Origin of the sequence: Paenibacillus sp. cl123 (genome assembly GCF_900101595.1) — a bacterium.
In the GTDB taxonomy this organism is placed as follows: domain Bacteria; phylum Bacillota; class Bacilli; order Paenibacillales; family NBRC-103111; genus Paenibacillus_G.
The window spans coordinates 1-19,089 of record NZ_FMYY01000036.1; the positions used below are offsets into that span (position 1 = coordinate 1).

20 protein-coding genes are annotated in these 19,089 nt (G+C 42.6%); 5 read left to right on the forward strand and 15 right to left on the reverse strand.

Features of this window, described 5'->3' with window-relative positions:
* Positions 1-261: transposase (locus tag BLR08_RS29430; protein ID WP_176835633.1), on the forward strand; the 261-nt coding region annotated here is incomplete at its 5' end.
* 331 nt (positions 262-592) lie between these two features.
* On the opposite strand, the gene BLR08_RS29435 is transcribed toward BLR08_RS29430, so the two are convergent.
* The 13 genes from BLR08_RS29435 to BLR08_RS29495 form a co-directional block, all read right to left on the reverse strand.
* On the reverse strand, positions 593-1,684 hold the full coding sequence (locus tag BLR08_RS29435; protein ID WP_072338146.1) for a hypothetical protein: 1,092 nt from the start codon (positions 1,682-1,684) through the stop codon (positions 593-595).
* Entirely contained in the window at positions 1,681-1,833 is a 153-nt protein-coding gene (locus BLR08_RS31360) for a hypothetical protein (protein ID WP_176835634.1), read from the reverse strand. Before BLR08_RS31360 ends, BLR08_RS29435 begins: the two co-directional genes overlap by 4 nt.
* A 942-nt stretch (positions 1,834-2,775) precedes the next feature.
* Positions 2,776-4,866 (reverse strand): alpha-galactosidase, encoded by a 2,091-nt coding sequence (locus BLR08_RS29445; RefSeq protein ID WP_072338148.1) that lies wholly within the window; start codon positions 4,864-4,866, stop codon positions 2,776-2,778.
* Positions 4,863-5,999, reverse strand: coding sequence for an HD domain-containing protein (locus BLR08_RS29450; protein ID WP_072338149.1), 1,137 nt, complete (start codon positions 5,997-5,999; stop codon positions 4,863-4,865). Before BLR08_RS29450 ends, BLR08_RS29445 begins: the two co-directional genes overlap by 4 nt.
* Complete coding sequence (locus BLR08_RS32220) at positions 5,996-6,265, reverse strand: phosphopantetheine-binding protein (protein WP_176835635.1); 270 nt, start codon at positions 6,263-6,265, stop codon at positions 5,996-5,998. Before BLR08_RS32220 ends, BLR08_RS29450 begins: the two co-directional genes overlap by 4 nt.
* Positions 6,183-7,067, reverse strand: coding sequence for a helix-turn-helix domain-containing protein (locus BLR08_RS29460; protein WP_072338151.1), 885 nt, complete (start codon positions 7,065-7,067; stop codon positions 6,183-6,185). The genes BLR08_RS32220 and BLR08_RS29460 overlap by 83 nt, the downstream gene beginning before the upstream one ends.
* 1 nt (position 7,068) lies before the next feature.
* Positions 7,069-7,920: a hypothetical protein gene (locus BLR08_RS29465; protein WP_143014491.1), complete on the reverse strand. Its 852-nt coding sequence runs from the start codon at positions 7,918-7,920 to the stop codon at positions 7,069-7,071.
* Positions 7,921-7,923: 3 nt separating this feature from the next.
* A complete protein-coding gene (locus BLR08_RS29470; RefSeq protein ID WP_072338153.1) occupies positions 7,924-9,666 on the reverse strand; it encodes an ABC transporter ATP-binding protein in 1,743 nt (580 codons plus the stop codon).
* Positions 9,635-11,359 (reverse strand): ABC transporter ATP-binding protein, encoded by a 1,725-nt coding sequence (locus tag BLR08_RS29475; protein ID WP_176835636.1) that lies wholly within the window; start codon positions 11,357-11,359, stop codon positions 9,635-9,637. The genes BLR08_RS29470 and BLR08_RS29475 overlap by 32 nt, the downstream gene beginning before the upstream one ends.
* Positions 11,360-11,402: 43 nt before the next feature.
* Complete coding sequence (locus tag BLR08_RS29480) at positions 11,403-11,819, reverse strand: hypothetical protein (protein WP_143014492.1); 417 nt, start codon at positions 11,817-11,819, stop codon at positions 11,403-11,405.
* Between the two features lie 16 nt (positions 11,820-11,835).
* Positions 11,836-12,090, reverse strand: a complete 255-nt coding sequence (locus BLR08_RS29485) for an acyl carrier protein (RefSeq protein ID WP_072338156.1) — start codon at positions 12,088-12,090, stop codon at positions 11,836-11,838.
* A complete protein-coding gene (locus BLR08_RS29490; protein ID WP_072338157.1) occupies positions 12,071-13,495 on the reverse strand; it encodes a class I adenylate-forming enzyme family protein in 1,425 nt (474 codons plus the stop codon). Before BLR08_RS29490 ends, BLR08_RS29485 begins: the two co-directional genes overlap by 20 nt.
* A gap of 17 nt (positions 13,496-13,512) precedes the next feature.
* A complete protein-coding gene (locus tag BLR08_RS29495; protein ID WP_072338158.1) occupies positions 13,513-14,676 on the reverse strand; it encodes a phenylacetate--CoA ligase family protein in 1,164 nt (387 codons plus the stop codon).
* Between the two features lie 223 nt (positions 14,677-14,899).
* Here BLR08_RS29495 and BLR08_RS29500 point away from each other — a divergent pair, with 223 nt between their 5' ends.
* Positions 14,900-15,625, forward strand: coding sequence for a hypothetical protein (locus tag BLR08_RS29500; RefSeq protein WP_072338159.1), 726 nt, complete (start codon positions 14,900-14,902; stop codon positions 15,623-15,625).
* 12 nt (positions 15,626-15,637) lie between these two features.
* The gene (locus BLR08_RS29505; protein WP_072338160.1) at positions 15,638-15,907 is read left to right on the forward strand and encodes an acyl carrier protein; all 270 of its coding nucleotides are present in this window, start codon (positions 15,638-15,640) and stop codon (positions 15,905-15,907) included.
* Positions 15,908-16,018: 111 nt separating this feature from the next.
* On the opposite strand, the gene BLR08_RS32225 is transcribed toward BLR08_RS29505, so the two are convergent.
* Positions 16,019-16,129 (reverse strand): RCC1 domain-containing protein, encoded by a 111-nt coding sequence (locus BLR08_RS32225; RefSeq protein ID WP_143014494.1) that lies wholly within the window; start codon positions 16,127-16,129, stop codon positions 16,019-16,021.
* A 525-nt stretch (positions 16,130-16,654) separates the two neighbouring features.
* Here BLR08_RS32225 and BLR08_RS29510 point away from each other — a divergent pair.
* Together BLR08_RS29510 and BLR08_RS29515 are read left to right on the forward strand one after the other, a co-directional pair.
* A complete protein-coding gene (locus tag BLR08_RS29510) occupies positions 16,655-17,149 on the forward strand; it encodes a transposase (RefSeq protein ID WP_072338161.1) in 495 nt (164 codons plus the stop codon).
* Positions 17,146-18,120 (forward strand): DDE-type integrase/transposase/recombinase, encoded by a 975-nt coding sequence (locus tag BLR08_RS29515; protein ID WP_072338162.1) that lies wholly within the window; start codon positions 17,146-17,148, stop codon positions 18,118-18,120. Before BLR08_RS29510 ends, BLR08_RS29515 begins: the two co-directional genes overlap by 4 nt.
* A gap of 92 nt (positions 18,121-18,212) precedes the next feature.
* On the opposite strand, the gene BLR08_RS29520 is transcribed toward BLR08_RS29515, so the two are convergent.
* Positions 18,213-18,725: a GNAT family N-acetyltransferase gene (locus tag BLR08_RS29520; RefSeq protein WP_072338163.1), complete on the reverse strand. Its 513-nt coding sequence runs from the start codon at positions 18,723-18,725 to the stop codon at positions 18,213-18,215.
* Positions 18,726-19,089: the final 364 nt, after the last annotated feature.

The window sequence follows — 19,089 nt, forward strand, 5'->3', positions numbered from 1 at the left end:
TTCTCTCCTCACCACCATAGCAAGGTCAGGCTATGGGCGGAAGAAAATAATGTGGAATTGGTCTTTACGCCGACATATGCTTCCTGGCTTAACCGTATTGAATGCCATTTTGGACCATTACGTAAATTTGTACTGGAAGGCAGTGACTTCCGACAGCACAAAGACCTGGCCTCAGCGATCCAGGCTTATCTTCGCTGGCGAAACAAGAACAAGCGTCATGCCGACATACTACGAGAACAGAACAAGATCAAGGTTGTCTGATGGGGCACTAGTTTTACCATACTTTCATAATTTCATAGAGAAAAGCTGCCCAATATTCTGGCAGCTCAGCGGATTTGACGTGTTTCTTCTTTTATAATTGACGTTTGAGTAACAAATGCTTTGTTCGCGTTTTCGTACTCTCGGTCTTCCAAGGACTGATGTTCTAAGCATGCTGGCCATAGTGAACTAAATCAATCAGGTAGATACGCACAAGTACGTTTGATGAAGCGCTACTTGAGAGCTTCTTCTAGTTCTATTTAAGAAATTCCTGTTGATTTCATCGGGGATTTTCTATCCATCGAAATTTCCAATTAAATTAGTGAAAAATATACTATTTTCTACGAGCTCTATTCATATTAGTCCTGAATAACCAGTCATTAGCGGCAACTCTCGGGGATGTAACAGATGTAATATTCTCTATTAAAGCCATAAGAACCCTAACTTCTTTCTCAACTAACAAGTCAATTTTATTTATCATTTTAGAAAACGAAGCACCGTCATTTTGCATGCCAGCTTTTATATATTGATTTCTAATAATTGTAAAATCCCTCTGAATGTAAAAATAATCATTGTATATTTCTTCAGATTTTTTGATAATTCCCAATTCACCCATAAATTTAATTCTGTGTAGCATCATTGTTTTATGGTCAACTAGAAAATGAAACGGTTTGTAATTAACTTTCGCTTTCCCTTCGATCAATAAAATTAAATGTTTTCTTAAAGACTCGTACGCACTAATTCCGTAGTTAGCATCCCGTGGGTTTTCTTTGTTTGCGTGAAGTCGTGCTGTGTTGTTTGAATTTATATAGTCCTTTAATGTGTCGATTACTAACTCTGTGTCAAAAGAATATGTTATGTCATGAAAAAAGCTTATGAGATGAATCCCTCCACGACCCCTATTTAAATAATCATCAGATATAGATATAGCTCGGTATGCTGCTTCAATCTCCTTAAAGCTCGCTCTTCCATGTGAATACCTTGAATTCGCTCCCTTAAGTGTAAAATCTGCTATCTCGAATGCTTGTAAATTTCTGTCATACCCGAAAATAAAAAGTTCATGGGGATGCTTTCTCTTATTAAACGATTCACATGTACTTATATAATACTCATCAAAAATTCCAAAAATATAATTATTCATATCGATACATTTTGTAAGAAAATCAATAATTGAAGTATTAAAAAATTCTGCAGTCTCTCTCTTTAATATTTGGTTATAGACAAAGGGACATTGGAAAAAGATGTCCGAACTTGGCCAAAAGTCAAAGAAAAGCTCTTGATTCAATTGAGTAGTACTCGAAATCTGTATGTAATTACTTAGTATCCAAGGTTTTGATTCAGGATAATTCTCTAATATTGATAGTAAATTAGCGTGCCATGTCCATGTTGTAATAAGGGGAGGAGATAAACTTAATATTTTTTTCATTGAGTAGTTCCTCTCATTATAGCCAGTGAACCTAATCCGATTTCAATTAGATTTGCTTGTCCTTGAATTTCATCTACTTCGATATCAATTTCATTAACTTTTGTAGTAATATCCCTATCCCTAGTAATCTTTCTGTTGATGATTGCCATCTTGTTCTCCCCCAGATTGCACAATAATATATTTTATATGGAAAATAATTACTTATTTATTCCATAAACAAATGTCTGGCTATAAAAATACACTTTTTAGGATACAACTAAATAAATTCCTATCTGGGATTTCAAGCTTCACTACTCCTGCTCTCCTTAAGGTACGATTCACCCCCCCCCCCTCTCAATAGTTCAATCCCCCGTCCCTTTCTCCCTATTTCCAACTGCATGCATATGACGGAAAATATGTCCAGCTTAACTCCTTCAAAATTGATGCTGCTATCGAGGTAAAACCCAATACCAGTATAATTACGAGAATCAAAATAGCATAAAGATTGTGTACAATAGAGTGGGATTTATCTTGAAAAATGAATTATACTTGAATCAATTTCATAAATCACAAGCCTTGATCTAGCTGACTTTTTGGACCATAGAAAAAGGAGAACCTCCTCTAATCTCGAAAGTGTTAACTACCACGAAAACACCGAGATGAAAGGATGGGCTCCCTATGCCATATATTCGACATAAGAGCCTGTTCTCCCTTCAAGAGCTATACGAGATGGAGCTTAAGGATCGTTTCAGAGCTATTTTTTCAGCGGGGAACATCGCCCTTGTCTTACGTGTGGTGTGGTTTGTAAAAAGTCGCGCTATGGTGCTCCGATTGAAGTCAATTACCAAGCCATGGTTTATTCATTAATCGCCAAGATCGTGGAACGAATTCCAACGATCAAAAGACTTATTGAAACGACTGCGTGAAGATATTCTGTACCATCATTAAGAATTACTTTAAAATAAGCACCGATACAACCTGGCGAACAAGATTCATTCCAGCCGTCTCACATCCTGGTGATTATTAAGCTAAGTTTCCTGCGATATTTTTTGTACAGATAGGCGCAAGCCACTTAAATTATGATTGTCCATGCTGATATCCTTTAATATTGATTAATGGACAGGTCTAAATTGCTCCTTCATAGGTAACATAGTAGTATACCGATATAATCTAAATGACATAGGCTCGTTCATCTGGAAGTTAAGTTTCCCATCTTCATCTGTTTGATCCCTTTTTTTCGAACCTGACAACAATAATTCCTTTTTTACTCCATTCCAAGCCGCTACTTCCGTTAACTCCAGCTTATTTTCACATTTTAATCCCCAAAGTGCTATTTTCTTATTTTCCGCAGCTGTCATTTCCCTGAACAATAAAATGTAGCCCCCGTTCTCTGAAACAGATTGAAAACCAGTCCAGGAAACGCCGGACGGTTCTTCGCCAATAGGAAGAATGATTGGACTCGACAGTTCGCTCCGCATTTCTTTGTAGAGAGTAATCATAGCTTTGAGATCTTTTAAATCCCCTGATAACTCGGAAAGCTCCATCCATGCCAATGGATTGGCGAATAACGTCACGGCAAAGGCATACACCATTCCGACATTAGCCGGGTCCAAAGGCGAACCGCGGTAGCTGGAGAGATTTCGATCGACATTAAGAAATTCTACTACTACCCGGCTCGAAGGATAATACCTGCAACTTTTCCATAGGTTTCTAAGCGTCCAATGCGTGTAGTATGTACCAAACTCTGTAAAGCGGTTTTCCATGAAAATCGTGCCTTGTTGAAACCCTCCGAAAAAACCGAGTCTGCGCTGGTCGGTAATGTCGAACTGAAATACAATTTCGCCATCCGAACGTTCGGACACTTCCGCCAGAAAGTTTTGCAGGCGTAGTTCCCCTCTCCTGGAGCGGAGATGAATGCCATCCAACTTGAAATGGCGGACACCGGACATTCGGAATAAATGGATCACCGTATCTGCGTCCCTCAGCCAATGCTTGAAATCGTCGTGCGAATCAGGAGAAAACCACAGCCCCAATGATACTCCACATCGATTAGCTTTTTGAACGAGTGGCTGAAACCCGTGAGGGAACCGGCTTTCATCGGGTTGCCAGAAGTTTGTTTCTCCCTCATAATAGTTAGACCATTTTCCATAACCTTTACTCGAGTTTTTAGTTTTCCCTTGTTGCCAGCCATCATCGATTTGGACAATTTCGATGCCCAGATAAGCGGCCTGCTCTATTTCCTTCGCAATAAACGTTTCATTAATCTTGCTGTCAAAAGAACGGTCGCCCCATGTATTACTCATCGTAAAAAACGCATTTCCTTGTTTGATCGGATAAACAATCTCAAAGTAACGATGAAGGGCTTTCAACCTGGAAAACGTTTCTCCCTTCCATATACCGATTACTGTGGCATAACTGCAAATTCCATCCGCCCATTCGTTCTCCATCCAACCGGAACCCGTCAAATAGATTTTGTTTCCTTGAAACTTGAAGTCTCCGCCGGGATAGTTGACTTGTGAATATCCGCAAGGAGCTTCCTTCAGCATATACAACCCCTGCTCAGTTAACAGATCGCGGCAGAACAGCACGTTCCCCTCATACGCGCTCTTCTCGTGTGGGAACAAAATTCCATGACGTTCCGTCACAAAGTTATTGCAATAATCGGTGCCGTCCGCCAATTGTACGATCTGCCATTTCACATGAACGGGGGATATCGGCATAACCTCTGTATAATCCCCGGATAACGAAAGCAAGGCAAAACGATCCATTGTTTTTATTGCTAATGGATTGGCAGCTTCTCTCACGATGCTCCGATCGTCGTTTTCTGACACTCTCATTTCCCAATATTGTCTCAAAAGTCCCTCATATGGAAAAATACATATATGATAAGCTACGTTCCACTCGGCGCCGAACCATTCCAGCGTGACTTGGAGATACCGTGTATTCAACCTATCCATGACTTTCGCTGTGATAGTCGGTTTAGAAAACCATTGCTTCTTCCCCATACCAGGTAGCCGACATGATGGCACTATATTATCTCTGGTAAACCACTCATACCCATTCTCCACATCCCGCAGAGAAAGACCGACAAGCCCTTTATCCGTCACCAGCCATGATCGTTCGCATTTGGTGTTCCCGACAATGATCACGTCATCTTGCAGCAGCCAGTAACAATCTTCGAATGGTTCACGAGGAAGGCTCATTGTTCCTTTCCGTTCCCGTTGTTATAATGAAAAACAAATAGAAAATACGATATCGATTCGGATGCGAGAGACCGGCTAATATCGGATACTATCGACAGCTCTTTAATCTGCTGTTCATACAACACGTAAATATCTTTTTTGTAGGCGCCATAGCTATCATCCAGCCGATAGACTTGATAATGCGGATTTACCCCTGTTCTACTCCATTCTTTCATTAATTGATATTGGGTTTTCGTAATCGGGAACCATTGCATCTCCGAATGATTGGATCTATCGAGATAATGGCCGCACATCCTGGCCAGCTCCGCATCGTCGCTTCCTGACCAATTCTCTATATATTCTGATATTGTAAGATCCGTCATCTTCAGATAGTTATTATTGGAAAACGGAAATGACAACTTCCCGAGATGAATGGCTCGTTTAACAAGCATTTGGAATAAAACATCTTTGCCAAGTACTTCCGGATGCGCAAAAGTATCCTTAAAAAGACGCCGTTTCACGATTAATAAATGCTCCAGTAAAGCTATAATCTCCATATCCCGTATAACAGGTCTGTTGTCCACTATCGTTATAGCGTTAATAATTTTATTGTAATGAATTGGAGGCATGCCGATTCCCGAATAATAGAGATCCCGATTCAAATAATCCAACTTATCCGCCCCGATTTGGGAAAACAATAATGATTCAATCACCGGATATTTCCCTGTTCTGCCGATTACCGCAGCAACATCGTCCAATATCCCTTTGCGAGAAAGCAGGGAGCCAATCTCTTCCTCCGATCGAATGATCGATACAGATCGGTTCTCATGATGTTCCTCCGTAATGCCCTCGAAACAATGCGACAACGCTCCGTGGCCTACATCGTGAAGAAGGGCGGAGGCCAAGGCAATCCCTCTCTCGCGTTCGGGCAACTGTTGTTCCGAAGCATCCAAGTTTTTAATCATTTCACCCATTATATGATATACCCCTAAAATGTGGGAAAACCTGGTGTGGGTAGCTGACGGAATTCGATAGTGAGTGTTGCCTTGCTGTTTGATACACTTTAACCTTTGAATGGCTTGACAATTGCTCAATTCAATTAGCCATTCCTCTTGCAATTCAATAACACCGTAAATAGGATCGCTCGTTCTCATTGATTTCCCTGCCTCGCACCTCGTTTTTGTTCCACCAGCCAGCTAACTTTTTCAATCGAAGAAAAACTTTCTAAATTCAGTTCCTCAAGCTCGAAAAGAATCTCAAATCGTTCTTCAAGTGCGACAATCAGTCGAATAAGTCCCAAAGAATCGATGATTCCGTTTTCAATAAGGGCTTGGGAGCTATCTATAATCTTGTTGCCGGTTATGTCGAATACCAGAATTGTAACAAGATCCCGTGTTATCTGCATGGTATGATCTGTCATTCCCACATCCTTCCTTTCTATAGGAATAAGGCGTCTCCTTATAATGGCGTTTGAACAAGGTGATAAATTGCGAGGAAGAAACATACCCTATATCCTTGGCAATATCGCTAATCTTTTTTTTGGAATACAACAACATTTCCGCCGCTTTCTCCATACGAATGCGTTGCAAATCCTTCATCAGCGGAATATTGAATATTTTGTTATATGTATTCGTAAGGTAAACGGGATTACATTCAAACAACTCCGCCAACAGACTTAATGACAGCGGCTTATTATAGTTTTGTCGAATAAATCTTCTTATCCAAATAATTTTAGATTTTCGAAGAAAATCGGGATCTTGAATAGGTTTGGATTTCTCCTCCTTCACTTGCAAGCGATGGACGAGACTCGCCGCTTGTTCATCCAACTCTCTCAGCTCAACTCCGCTGATTCTCCGGCCGTTAAGCTTCGTCACCCTGTCAAGCAATGGGACACTGAACGGCCGATTGACTTGCATCCTGTCAAATTCCGCTTCCGTATTAATAGACAGCGTCTGGATATACACGTATGCCGCAAGTTCGCCCTTATTACGGACCGTCCCCGCCTTAAAAAAATAGATGGATTGTTCGGCAACCTGTTCCCATTCGCCATTCAAGACTTGCAACCAAAGATCGCCTTCAAGCTTTACCGCCACATACATCAGGTCCGTTCTTCTCGGATATTCAATCCATCTATCAGCCCCGATAAGTGTCTCCGAGACCGATTGCGTCATCTGTTGCGACCTGTCAACCAAAGAAGATCCTTCTTCACCCGAAAACTTCATCCTACAAACGATCCCTTTCCATTTGCTCCAGATAATTTGTTTCCAGTCCGCATGCTTCCTCTAAAGCTTCTTCCAGTCTGCCCAATTGTTTAGTGTCTTGCTCCAGCAGAATCATGGTCTTAAGCACTTGGTTCCATGAATTTAGAATGATCGATCCGTTCGACTTATTAGCGGAGAAATGGGCGTGACGGTTTTGCGATATGCTTCTAAAACAACTGAAATATCGTTTTATTTTTGACGCTTGAGCCTCCTTGCTCAAGCATAAAGAGGCACCGGCCTCCTTCATAAAAAGATTGTTGGTTTCCTTATACTTTTTTTTGTAATCCACGCTCAGCATATAAGGCGGAACGTCTATGGGATCCTGCCATTCAATAGCACCGTTACGCTCTAATGCCAAACATCGCTTTTTATGATAACTCCATAAGGATTCCGCTTCATTCTTCGATAATATAAACTTCTTATTGTAGTAACTATCCACAATATGGACACTATTGTCAATTACCCGGGCGAATACATAATGCATTTGATGAACGGTCTGATATTGATCGGCCAGATAACTCAGCTCATACGCATCCAGTGAAATGATCGCGTCCTCGCCATTGTCAACCTCATGCAGGTCCAACAATCGAAACTTCATTGGCAGCCGGTTTTCCATGAATAAAAGAAGATCATCAAGATCCACGCTGCCGCTTAATACGTCGTGTTCTCGATCAAAATGGTAATAAAAATTGTATTGCAACACGTCTTGAAAAGACACTTGATGAATGCGGCAGCCATATTCCAAAGCGTTTAACAAACAATCATATCCCCCGTAAACGGGTTTTCCGTCTCGCAATGGCAGAGAACATTCCACTTCTTAGCTCACATCCTGTATTGATTTATGAAACAATCCCCGGTATACAGCATGATCCCGCAATAATTCCACGTGACTCCCATCTCCTACGATTGTCCCGTTATCCATGACGATAATACGGTCTGCGTTCTTAATAGTAGATAATCGATGGGCAATAATAATCGTAGTCGTTTCAACGGAAAGTTCGCCAATACTGCATAACAGACGCTCCTCGGATTCGAAATCCAGTTGAGAGGTGGCTTCGTCGAAAATAACCAAACTCGGGTTTTGTACAAACAATCTTGCGATTAATAATCGTTGTTTCTGACCGCCCGACAATTTGACTCCGCGCTCTCCGACCAGGGTTTCGTACCCATTGGGCAAACTTGAAATAAATTCATGAATAGCCGCTTTTTTGCACGCATTCTCTATTTCCTCAAATGCGGCATTCGGCGACACGAGCTTCAAATTGTCGAGAATCGATAAGTTAAACAGGAAGCTGTCCTGCAGAACGACTCCAATTTCTTTGCATTCTCCGGTAGACATGATGTCGCGAACCGGGGTTTGATCGAACAAAACTTCGCCGGAAGTCGGAACAATGATACCGGACAGAAGCTTGACCAACGACGACTTCCCCGCCCCGCTTTTCCCGACAATGGCTATACGTTCACCTTTATCGATGGTAAAGGAAAGATTGCTCAGCACCTCATGCTCCCCATCTGTAAAACTTGCATCTATCACACGAATCTGGTTAATGCGTGCCCAACCCCCGGGATTTTCACTATTCGTCGACTCGCCAACCAGCGAAGTTAAACGTTTCAGGGCGGGATAGTCATCGCTGATTTGCAAGTCCAATTGATTGATTAAGCCGATCTTCGAAAAAAACAGCTCATAGAAACTCATGAAGACGAGTAGACCTCCAATGGTTAGTTCCTGGTTGTAAATCAGGAGACCCCCAAGAAAGTATAGGTTCATTCGGGTGACAAAAAAATCTTTAAACGATATAAAGCTTTTATTGCCGCACCAATACAATTGCTTGATGAAAAAGGAGCGGCTCAGCCCCTGCCAATGTCTTGTAAATACGCGGGTTTCCGAGCGGGAAGACCCCAAAATTTTAATGGCCTTCCATGACTCCAGCGACCGTTGCAGCCAATTTTCATAGGAGGACCACCGCACTCGATATTCCTCGGAAGTTTTTTTCACACCGTTTCCCAGCCAGGATGTCATCCAGAAGGAAAGAGGCACCATCAACATACCGAACAAAAACAATTTATAGTTAACGTTAAAAAGTATAACTCCATACACAATAATAAAGACGCCGTTCAATATATAGCTGATGATATGTTTTGAAAGAAAAGGTTCAATGGTTTGAATGTCTTTGTCCAACCGACTTCTCATCTCCCCGACAGGGAGAGGATTATAAAAAAAATCAGGACTAAAGTGAAAACGTCTCCACATCCGCATTCTCAAATCATTCGAAAATTTGTAGGTAACTTGGGCGTTGAGACGCACTGAAAGAAATTGAAGCAAAGTTTCGCATGCATATATGGCTATGTATCCCGCAATTAACCACTTTAACAGCTCGATTTGTTGCAGGATTAGAACATTATCAATAAAGAGTTTATAGAGAAAAGGAGTCAGCAGTCCGAGCGAAAGAAGCATTGTTTGGACTGTCGCAACTCCAATCATGGACATTCTACGTTTAAGAATATACAATTTCAAATCTTGTATTGCGTTAAGCCGAATCCTTAGCTGGGTTTCTTTCATTCTGCTCACCTCCTGGGTTTATTTGAGCATCCATTAACTGCCTGAAATATGCATTCTCACGATACAAGTTCTCTTGGGTGTCAAATGCCGCAATCGTTCCTTCTTGCAGTATAGCTACTTTATCGGCTCCGAGAATCGAGGTTAGACGATGAGCGATCGTAATAACCGTCTTCTCCCGAAACGACGTTTCCCACAACGCAAGCAAGGTCGCTTCCGTTTCGTTATCCAATGAGGATGTGGCTTCGTCCATAATAATGACTTCAGGATTTCTGAGCAGAACACGCGCGATAGCGAGACGTTGTTTTTGCCCGCCCGACAGCTGCAACCCCTCGGAGTTAATGACTGTGTCGAGTCCATTCTTCAAGGCAAGTGCCATGTCTCCCAGACATGCCTCGTCCAAGACTCTCCAAAGATCCTCATCCGTTTTGCGGGCACTCCCGATCATTAAGTTAGAACGAATAGTGCCATCAACTACGTAAGGATCCTGGGAAATGTAACCGATCTTCCCTCTTAGCTCGGCCAAAGAAAGGTCCTCGTGACTCGTGCCGTTAATAGAGATTTTACCAGATTGCGGCTCGTAGAGTCCGATGATCAAGCTTGCTATCGTGCTTTTCCCCGCTCCGCTGGGTCCGATAACAGCGATCTTCTCACCTTTATTAATATTAAGATGAACATCGCGAAGCACCTTCTTCTCATCGCCGTAAGAGAAACCTACTCCGTCCATCCGGATGTTTTGTATGTCTCCTTTAATCTTCCTTGTGCCGCGCCGATCCGTGTCTGCCGATAACAATTCATTAATTCGGGCGATAGACACCTTGTTCTGTTGAAGACGGACGTTCGCCTGGCTTAAGCTTCCTAGGATCTGCTTGGATCTGGAGAAATATTCGATTGCCGCAATCAACCCGCCCATCTTCAGATCGCCGCTTACAATGAGATAGGCTGCGAGCGCATATAAGGACAAGTCCGATAGAAGAGTAACGAACGCAATGGATTGCCGCGCAGCGGTTTCGGTATAATCTTGTTTCGTTCGTAACGCCGTAAGGCCCCGAATATCTTGTTCATACTGTTCGGTTATTTGACTGTTGCTTCCTAACAGACGGAGCTCCCGAATGCCGTTCAGCATTTCCGTAACCCAGCTAATCGTGATTCCAAATTTATTTCGGTAAGCATCCGTAATTGTTTTTATCCTTTTGCTGTACAAGTTCGATATAACGACGCTCAAAGGCACTGCTACAATCATCAGAAGTCCGATATATCGGTTGATGGAGAAGACAAAAAAAATAGCGATCCCCAATCGCATCACATTGGCTGTCAAATAAAAAACATTCCAATGAATAAAATTCATAATTTCATCGATGTCCCGGTTCAGCGTTGTCATTAAATCGCCTACTCTGCCAGAGCTCAGACGGGAGGAGGATACTGATTGTACGGTTCTGAACAGTATCAGCCGGAAATCAAACAAAAACCTTGTCATAAGATAGGCCCAAGTCGAATTCAAAATAACGTGCAAACCCATCTCTCCGGTAAAAATCAGTCCGTAGACGACAACTATGTAGAGGAACAGATCCCAGTTACGATGGTAAAAAACTTCATCGATTAATAAACCAAAAATATACGGATAACACATGTTGACAAGCGAGGTCACAATAACGCATAAAAAAAGATTCAAGAGACTGAATTTATATTTTTTCAAAACGACCCAAAAATTCCTGCTGAAGAAGAACGTAACCATATCGCTACCCGCCATTCGCAATTAATGTTTGAATCAGGCTTCTAGAGCCGGTAACGACCTCCAATTGTATTGTATCTCCGTCGCCAAGCTGCTGCTTGTTCGGGTTTTCCACTTCTATTGAAAGCAGAATTAAATCCTGCAGGCTCGTTTGATCCGCGATTACCGCTTCGTTTTTCATTTCGTCTTTAGTCGACCAATAAACAGTAGTTCCTGCAGTGAGTCGATTTTCAATCCTCGCTATATCTCCGGCCGGCACTTCGATGGAAATCCGAGTGGAGCTTGCATCGCCCGACACCTTACCCTCAATTGTTGCAAAGGTATTAACGCTAACAGAATGTACGGTAATGTACAAACAAACGCTGGCCATTCCAATAATCGCAATCGAACCGATTGGGGTCTTCACGAAGATCCAGCCTGCCATTTCTTTGAACCTCATGCTAATCGCCGCCGTTCAAATATTTGTTGATAACAGCGGCGATTTGCCGCAGGCTGCCGAAGTTCTCGATCTCGATGTCTTCATAATTCAAAGAAATATCAAACTCGTTTTCAATTTGCACTACAATCTTTAGAATACCCAGCGAGTCTAATTGAACAGCATTAATTAAAGAGGTATCGGGCAACAAAGTTGCGGCATCGCAATCGGGAAAACCATTATTAATGATTGCAAGAAGCTTACTTTCCGTGGTATTCACGATAGATTTCCCTCACTTTCCGTTTATTAATTTTCCCATTTAACAGGGGCATCTCTTCAAGGATATGAATCTCTTGCGGAATCAGAAAGAACGGGAGATTTTTTCTGCACAGAGATAATAATTCGGATTTACCAACCGTTATATCCGCCATTTCAACAAACGCGATCAACTTGTTTCCATTCAAATCCTCTTTTTCGGCAAAAACCATACTTTCATTCACACAAGGAAAAGTGGCGATCACATCCTCGATTTCTGAAGGATATATATTTTCCCCGCCGCGCACAATCAGGTCATCCTTTCTTCCCAATACAAATAGATAACCGTCATCGTCAATCCAGCCGATGTCTCCTGTATGTAACCAGCCGTCCACCATCTTTTCCCGGGACAGCTCCGGGTTGTTGTAATATTTCCGCATCATGGAAGGCGTCCGAACAACAATTTCTCCCCTCTTGCTATCGGACATGCTTGCGGCTTCATCCTCTATTATACGAATTTCTATACCTTGTAACGGTCTGCCCACGCTCCCTCGCTTCCTCTTACTGTCTAGAGCCGAGATATAGGTAACACGGGGACCCGCTTCTGATAATCCGTATGAGTAATAAAATAACGTTTCGGGAAATGCAAGCTGCAGCTTATCCAATTCCTCGCCGGATAGATGTTCGCCATTGACGGAAATATATTTTAAGGAACTTGAACGATTCGAATGACGGAAGAGGGAAACATATCTTAACATCGTTGCTACCATATCGACATAGGTTATGTTTTCTTCGTCAATTAAGGAAGCGATTTTTTTGATATTCGCTTTTTGCGGGAGAACAACTATTGAACAACCCGTCATCAAGGAAGGAATAATGATAGAGGTGAATGCGGCGACATGGTTCAACGACTTGGTCAACAGCGCTCTGTCATCGCTGCCGACAGGAATATAACCCGCTATCATTGTGGCATTTGCGACAAGAGATTCGTGCGTGTGCAGAATGGCTTTGGGTTCGCCGCTAGTACCAGACGTGAAAGTAATCAGACAGTCACTGCCCCTTTTGATCCCGTCATCAATAACGGCGTCGGAGTCTGTCAGTATCTCGTAATAATCATCCCGATATACAACGTCTGCCCCAATGTAGTTCATCATTCTGCGCAACGTACCCGGAAGCAGGCGATGATCTAGCACCGCCACGGTTAATCCCCTGGACCAGGCCGCGAATGCGCATTCCAATACCCTAACAGGATTCTCGCAGACAATAGCGACGATCTTGTACGTTTCTCCGCCGGGTAATTCCAAATCCGCTACGCGTCTCACACGATTGACAAAATCCTGAAAAGTAATTTCGCTTTTGTCGCCATTTCGAAGAAAAGCTAGGTTGGGGTATAACCGCGCAGCCTCGACCATAATATGATACATCGTCATTGGACGTCCCCTTTACTTCAGCATAAACAACTGTAGAACATCGATTTCCCATTTGCCGAGGAAGGAAGTGACTCCACAATCGTTAAATTCACTTCAACTTCCCTTCCCAGTCCTTGCGCGATAAAGTCTTTAAGCGCCAATCCCGCTGGCTCTGAATAATTCGCTTTGGGAATGAAGTTGATTTGAAAGAGATCAATCGCTCTCTGTTCGACCCGAAGAGCTTCTATACAATCGAAGCCAGCTTGCTGCCACTTATAAACAGTCCGCTTGAAGAACATGTCTCCGAGCATCTCGACAGGCCCTTTGATAATACCGGCCGTACGTCCTCCAGCTAACTTCACAATTTGACCCGACCTGCCGCACGAGCAAGTCTCCGCTTCAACTACTCCCAAATCCCCGGTTTTGTATCGAATAATAGGCATTAATTTATTGACGTAGCTGGTCACCAATAATTCGGATTGATTATGGGCAGAATCATGCAACTGCTCGATATAAAACAAATCGTCCAACACGTGTAGCTTCCTGGCTTTGCACTCGTAAGCAACCAGCCAAGTCTCCCTTAATCCGTAATGTAGAATGGTCCGACAGCCAAACACTTTCTCAATGTAGACCCTGTCGCTTTCTTCCACAAATTCGCCCACTAGCTCTATAAACTTGATTTGCCCTTGTTCGTATTCCAATTCTCTGTTCTCAATCCGCTTGGCATACTTCTTCAAAGCGGTAATCGGAGCGGCCAACCAACGCGGTTCGGCCTTCATTAGCTTTTCAAAACAAATTTTCATATTTTCAGGTTCAAAATTAAAAAAGTCGCCGTAACGTTTTACGTACTCCGCTCCGAACGTTCCAAAAAAGTTATTTATATTGACATGTTTGTCATGGCGTTTGCGTTCCCGCCAGATCGCCATACTCATCCGCAATCTTTCTTCGTTGGTTTTTAAACATTTTAAAGGTTGACCGGTTGAACCCGTCGTCAACTCCTCGACAATGGAATCGGAGGTGGACGAAATGTAACAGTCAAAATGATCCTTTATTGTTTGTTTGGTGAGAAGGGGGAAATCCTCAAGAGTTAATTGAGAGACCGGCCTTTCCTTGGCAACAATATGGCGATAATAGTGATTGAATGTTTCAAGATACAGGAGCAGTTCTAAAAACTTTTCACGTTTCAAATAGCTAGAAGGCAATTGGATTCCCCTTTTTTATTAATGTTTTGTAAATTTAAACCAGGGATATTTTAACATGGCCAATTGTCCTGTTCAATACAATATTTATTATTATATATTTTCCTTTGATCCACTCGTTTTTAGAAAGAAAATAACCAATTCTACATCTATTATTGTTTCTTACAATAGGCCATGCTACGATCTTCTTGTTATTGGAATTTTTATAAATGAAAGGGGATTTGGAATGAGTATTATTACAGTAAATAAATTTGATTTACATGGAGTCCAGAAGTGGCTTGATTCTAATATGTCGTCTTCGAAGCCGGTGCTTACCTCTTCACGTGATTCGCTTGAACCGATTAGTACGAACGAGGTCGTCAAAGAAATGCTTGAATCGATTTTGAATAATGACTCGGCTTTGGCGGAAATTGCCCTTCGTTCTTATACGCATATCAACGGGTTTGATAAATTTGTTCTAATTGTTTCAAATAACTATAAGCTACGCCTACATATATGGTGGCCCGAACATGCGGTGAAACATATGGAGCACGTTCATGATCATCCATGGGATTTTAGCTCCAGAATATTGTTAGGATCGCTTCGTTTCCAAACCGTATCAATTCAAGAAAACGGCGCGATGAGATTGAATCATTATAAAATATCTGCGAGCGAACATTTGGAACATTCGCTCGATTATCTTGGAGAAGTAGCTGCCGACTGGGATCTTGATGCTGTGCTTTCCAAAGATTCCTATTATACACTTTCAAGAAAGATTAAACATAGGGTAATCAAAGACAATACCGTTTTGACGGCTACTTTGATGCTGCAAGGACCAGCAGGCAACGGGCAATCCAACATGTTTACAGAAGAAATGTATACTTCAGGAGAGAAAGTTGAAATCCCAAGTTTCTCAATACATGAAGTGAAAGACAAATTGGGCCGTTTCTTAAACGAATTAATACATAAATAAGGGATGGTTGGGATGATGAGGCAACAAAATACCAGCAACGAAACAGTTCGGAAAGTAACGAGTCTTATAGCTGCAACGCTTCCGAATGTATCAACTATCGAAGGAGTTTACCAAGCAGAGTTAAGTGAATTTGGATTGGACTCATTTGAACTAATGAAATTGATCATTCTAATTGAATCAGAATTTGACATTCAGTTTGATACTAGTGATCTCTTGTTTGAAAACTTCTCAACTATTGAAAAAATAACTTTGAGAATAATAGCTACACAACAAGCAAGCTAAGAAAAAAAGGAATGAGAGATTACTAGCGTTGCAAAAAAAACTCGGCCCCTAAGGCATTCAATTTTCAGAAAGTTAGTTTTTAACGCTAAATGAAAAAGATCAAACTGCCCTTTATTGTGGGCGTGAATCTGTAATTTGTTTTCCAAACCCCAGCAGACCATAGCTATTCACGCCCCATGCCCAGACGTTTCCACTGTTGGCCACATCGAACGACGAAATCATTACCGGCTGCTACACCGACATCCCGGAGAGGTTAGTGTGGTAGTAGTGTGTAGTCGCAGGCCAATTAGCACTGTCGTTACCGATACCGCCTATCCCCTGATGTCCATCCCGTGCCATCACTTTTCACAAATAAAGCAAAAGTCAATCCGCAATTACGCAAGCAATATCCTTGACACCACTTAATGATTGCAGACGTTTGGGATAGGATTGTGCTGAGCCTGTATAGCCAAGTAGCCCTTCATTGTTCTTCCCCAAGTCCATACTGTTCCATCCGACTTGAGCACCGAAAGCTCGCTACCACCACAAGCCTTGGTGTAAACAGGGCTAGGCGCAAAAGCGGTATATGGCTGCAGAGCGAGAACAAGCGCGAGAAGCCCACATCGAACGCTTGATAACTTCACAATATTGTGGCTTGAAGGTGCTAATAATTTATAGAAATTTGCTAGCACACCCCCTCTGTCAGAATAGTTGTCGTGCCCTTTAAATGAAAGTATAGTGGGGATAACGAGGACGAGGTGAGAGACAATGAACCAGGTGAATGAGAAGTTGAAGCAGAGCATTGTAGAGCGCATGTTGCCTCCGAACAATGAATTGGTTAGTCGGATTGCCAAGGAGAGCGGTCTATCTGAGACGACGTTATACAAATGGAAGAAGGCGGCGAAGGCTCAGGGGTTAACGTCGAACGGTGACGTGTCACCTGAGCGTTGGAATACACGCGAGAAGTTCGCCATCGTCATCGAAACGGCAAGCTTAAACGAAATCGAGTTGGCAGAATATTGTCGGACAAAAGGGTTGTTCGTCGAGCAGGTAGAAGCATGGCGAGATGCCTGTATACAAGCCAATGGCGGAGTCCCCGCACAAGCGAGCAAGCTGCAAAAGGAGCTTCGTACGAAAGAACAAGAGAACAAAGCTCTAAGCCGTGAGCTTAAATGTAAAGAAGCCGCGCTCGCCGAAACAGCCGCCTTATTGGTACCGAGAAAAAAGGCCCAAGCGATTTGGGGGGACCAAGAGGACGAATGATCCGTGCCTCAGATCGCGACCAAGCCATCACCCTGATTGGAGAAGCCGTAGTTGCCGGTGCAAGAGAAGCCCTGGCTTGCAAGGAACTCGGGCTGACACAGCGAACGCTGCAACGCTGGCGCAAGCAAGGCGGCGTGGAGGACAGACGTCCTAACGCTATGCGTCCAGCGCCTGCCAACAAGCTGAGCGAGGCTGAAGAGCAGCAGGTGCTGGAGGTTCTTCAGCAGCCGCACAACAGGAGTCTGCCGCCAAGCCAGATCGTGCCTGCTTTAGCTGACGAAGGCATCTATATCGCCTCCGAATCAAGCTTCTTTCGAGTCATGCATAAGCATAATCAACAGCACCATCGCGGGCGTAGCAAGGAGCGCACAACGAGACCGCATACCAGCCATGCTGCGACCGGACCGAATGAAGTATGGATGTGGGTTATTACCTGGTTGCCGGGGCCTGTAAAGGGGCTGTTTCTCTACCTGTATCTCATTTTGGATTTGTACAGCCATAAAATCGTAGGCTGGGAGATTTGGGAGGAAGAGTCGGCCGAACACGCTAGTCAGTTGATTCGTCGCACCGTCATTCGCGAGCAATGCGTGATCCGTCAGCATCCACTCGTGCTTCACTCGGATAACGAGAGCCCCATGAAGGAATCCACGTTGCTAGAGACGCTGTACAGCCTAGGCATCACACCCTCCCGAAGCCGACCGCGCGTCAGTAACGACAACCCTTATGCAGAATCCATTTTCCGTACATGCAAGTACCGTCCTAATTATCCGACGAAAGGTTTCATAGACCTAACAGAGGCACGTGTCTGGGTTCAGCAATTTTCTAGCTGGTATAAGAGACGATGTCCTTTTTTCATTTACCTATTCGACGAACGTTCTAACATATCTGCTTTTGTAGCGTTAAATCGACAACACCGTTTTTGCAACACTCAAGTTATTCTATATTCACTCTTACTCCCCCCAATAAATTAATTAATATTCATTGTTATTACTTCTAATTCGTTGAACTAAATAACAAACCTTTCATTTACTATATAATGTAAATCGTGTAAATAAACACACATTTATAACTGTATCCAAAACCGTCTTACAACGTTCCCATTTTCCTCTACATACTCTGACTCAAATTTACCGCCATTTTTTACAATGGTTTTTTCAGATGCGAGATTTGCTTTATCACATACTAGAAGAACCCTGTTTAAACCCATGTCTTTTGTTATTTCAAGTGTAAGTGCTAATAGTATGGAAACATAACCTTTTCGTCTCTCTGATGGACGTATTCCGTAACCAATGTGTCCACCGCAATTAAGGAGCTTGGCATGGAGTCTGTGTCTAATATTCACAGCACCAATAACTTTTTTTGAACATATGTCTATAAGCCAGAACGTAGAATGGGGGACAAAGTTCCCGTTCGTTATTTCATCCTCCGTATCCTTCGAATACAAAAAATCAATCATTGCATCAAAATCTGAAGGATCTTTCCCTACAACCCACGGGGTAATATCCTGCTCGCTTGACTTCCAGTCTTTATAAAATGATATGTACTCATCCTTGTATTCAGTTGATGGTTTCACCAATTCAACCGAGGTCGAATTCTATCACCCCTTCTGTAAATTTTATCCACATTAACATTCAAGCCTGAGATTGACAATATTTATTTGAGCATTTACTGAATTAAACTGCCCAATAGCTTAACGGGGCCCCGATCTTGACGTGTTGTTAAAGAAACTAAGGTATTAATAGGAGCCTGTAATTTAATTTAGGAACGGAGCTCAAGGGGAAATTGGTTGTAGCATAATTCATGACTATTGTTTTTTTGGTTTAATGGCACGATTCATTTCTATACGCTATTTTGCGCGTTCCTAAGTAAAAAATGAAGTAAACAATGCTGCCCGCTGGCCTAACGACCGAACCTCGATCACTTCATTCGAAAAACGAAAG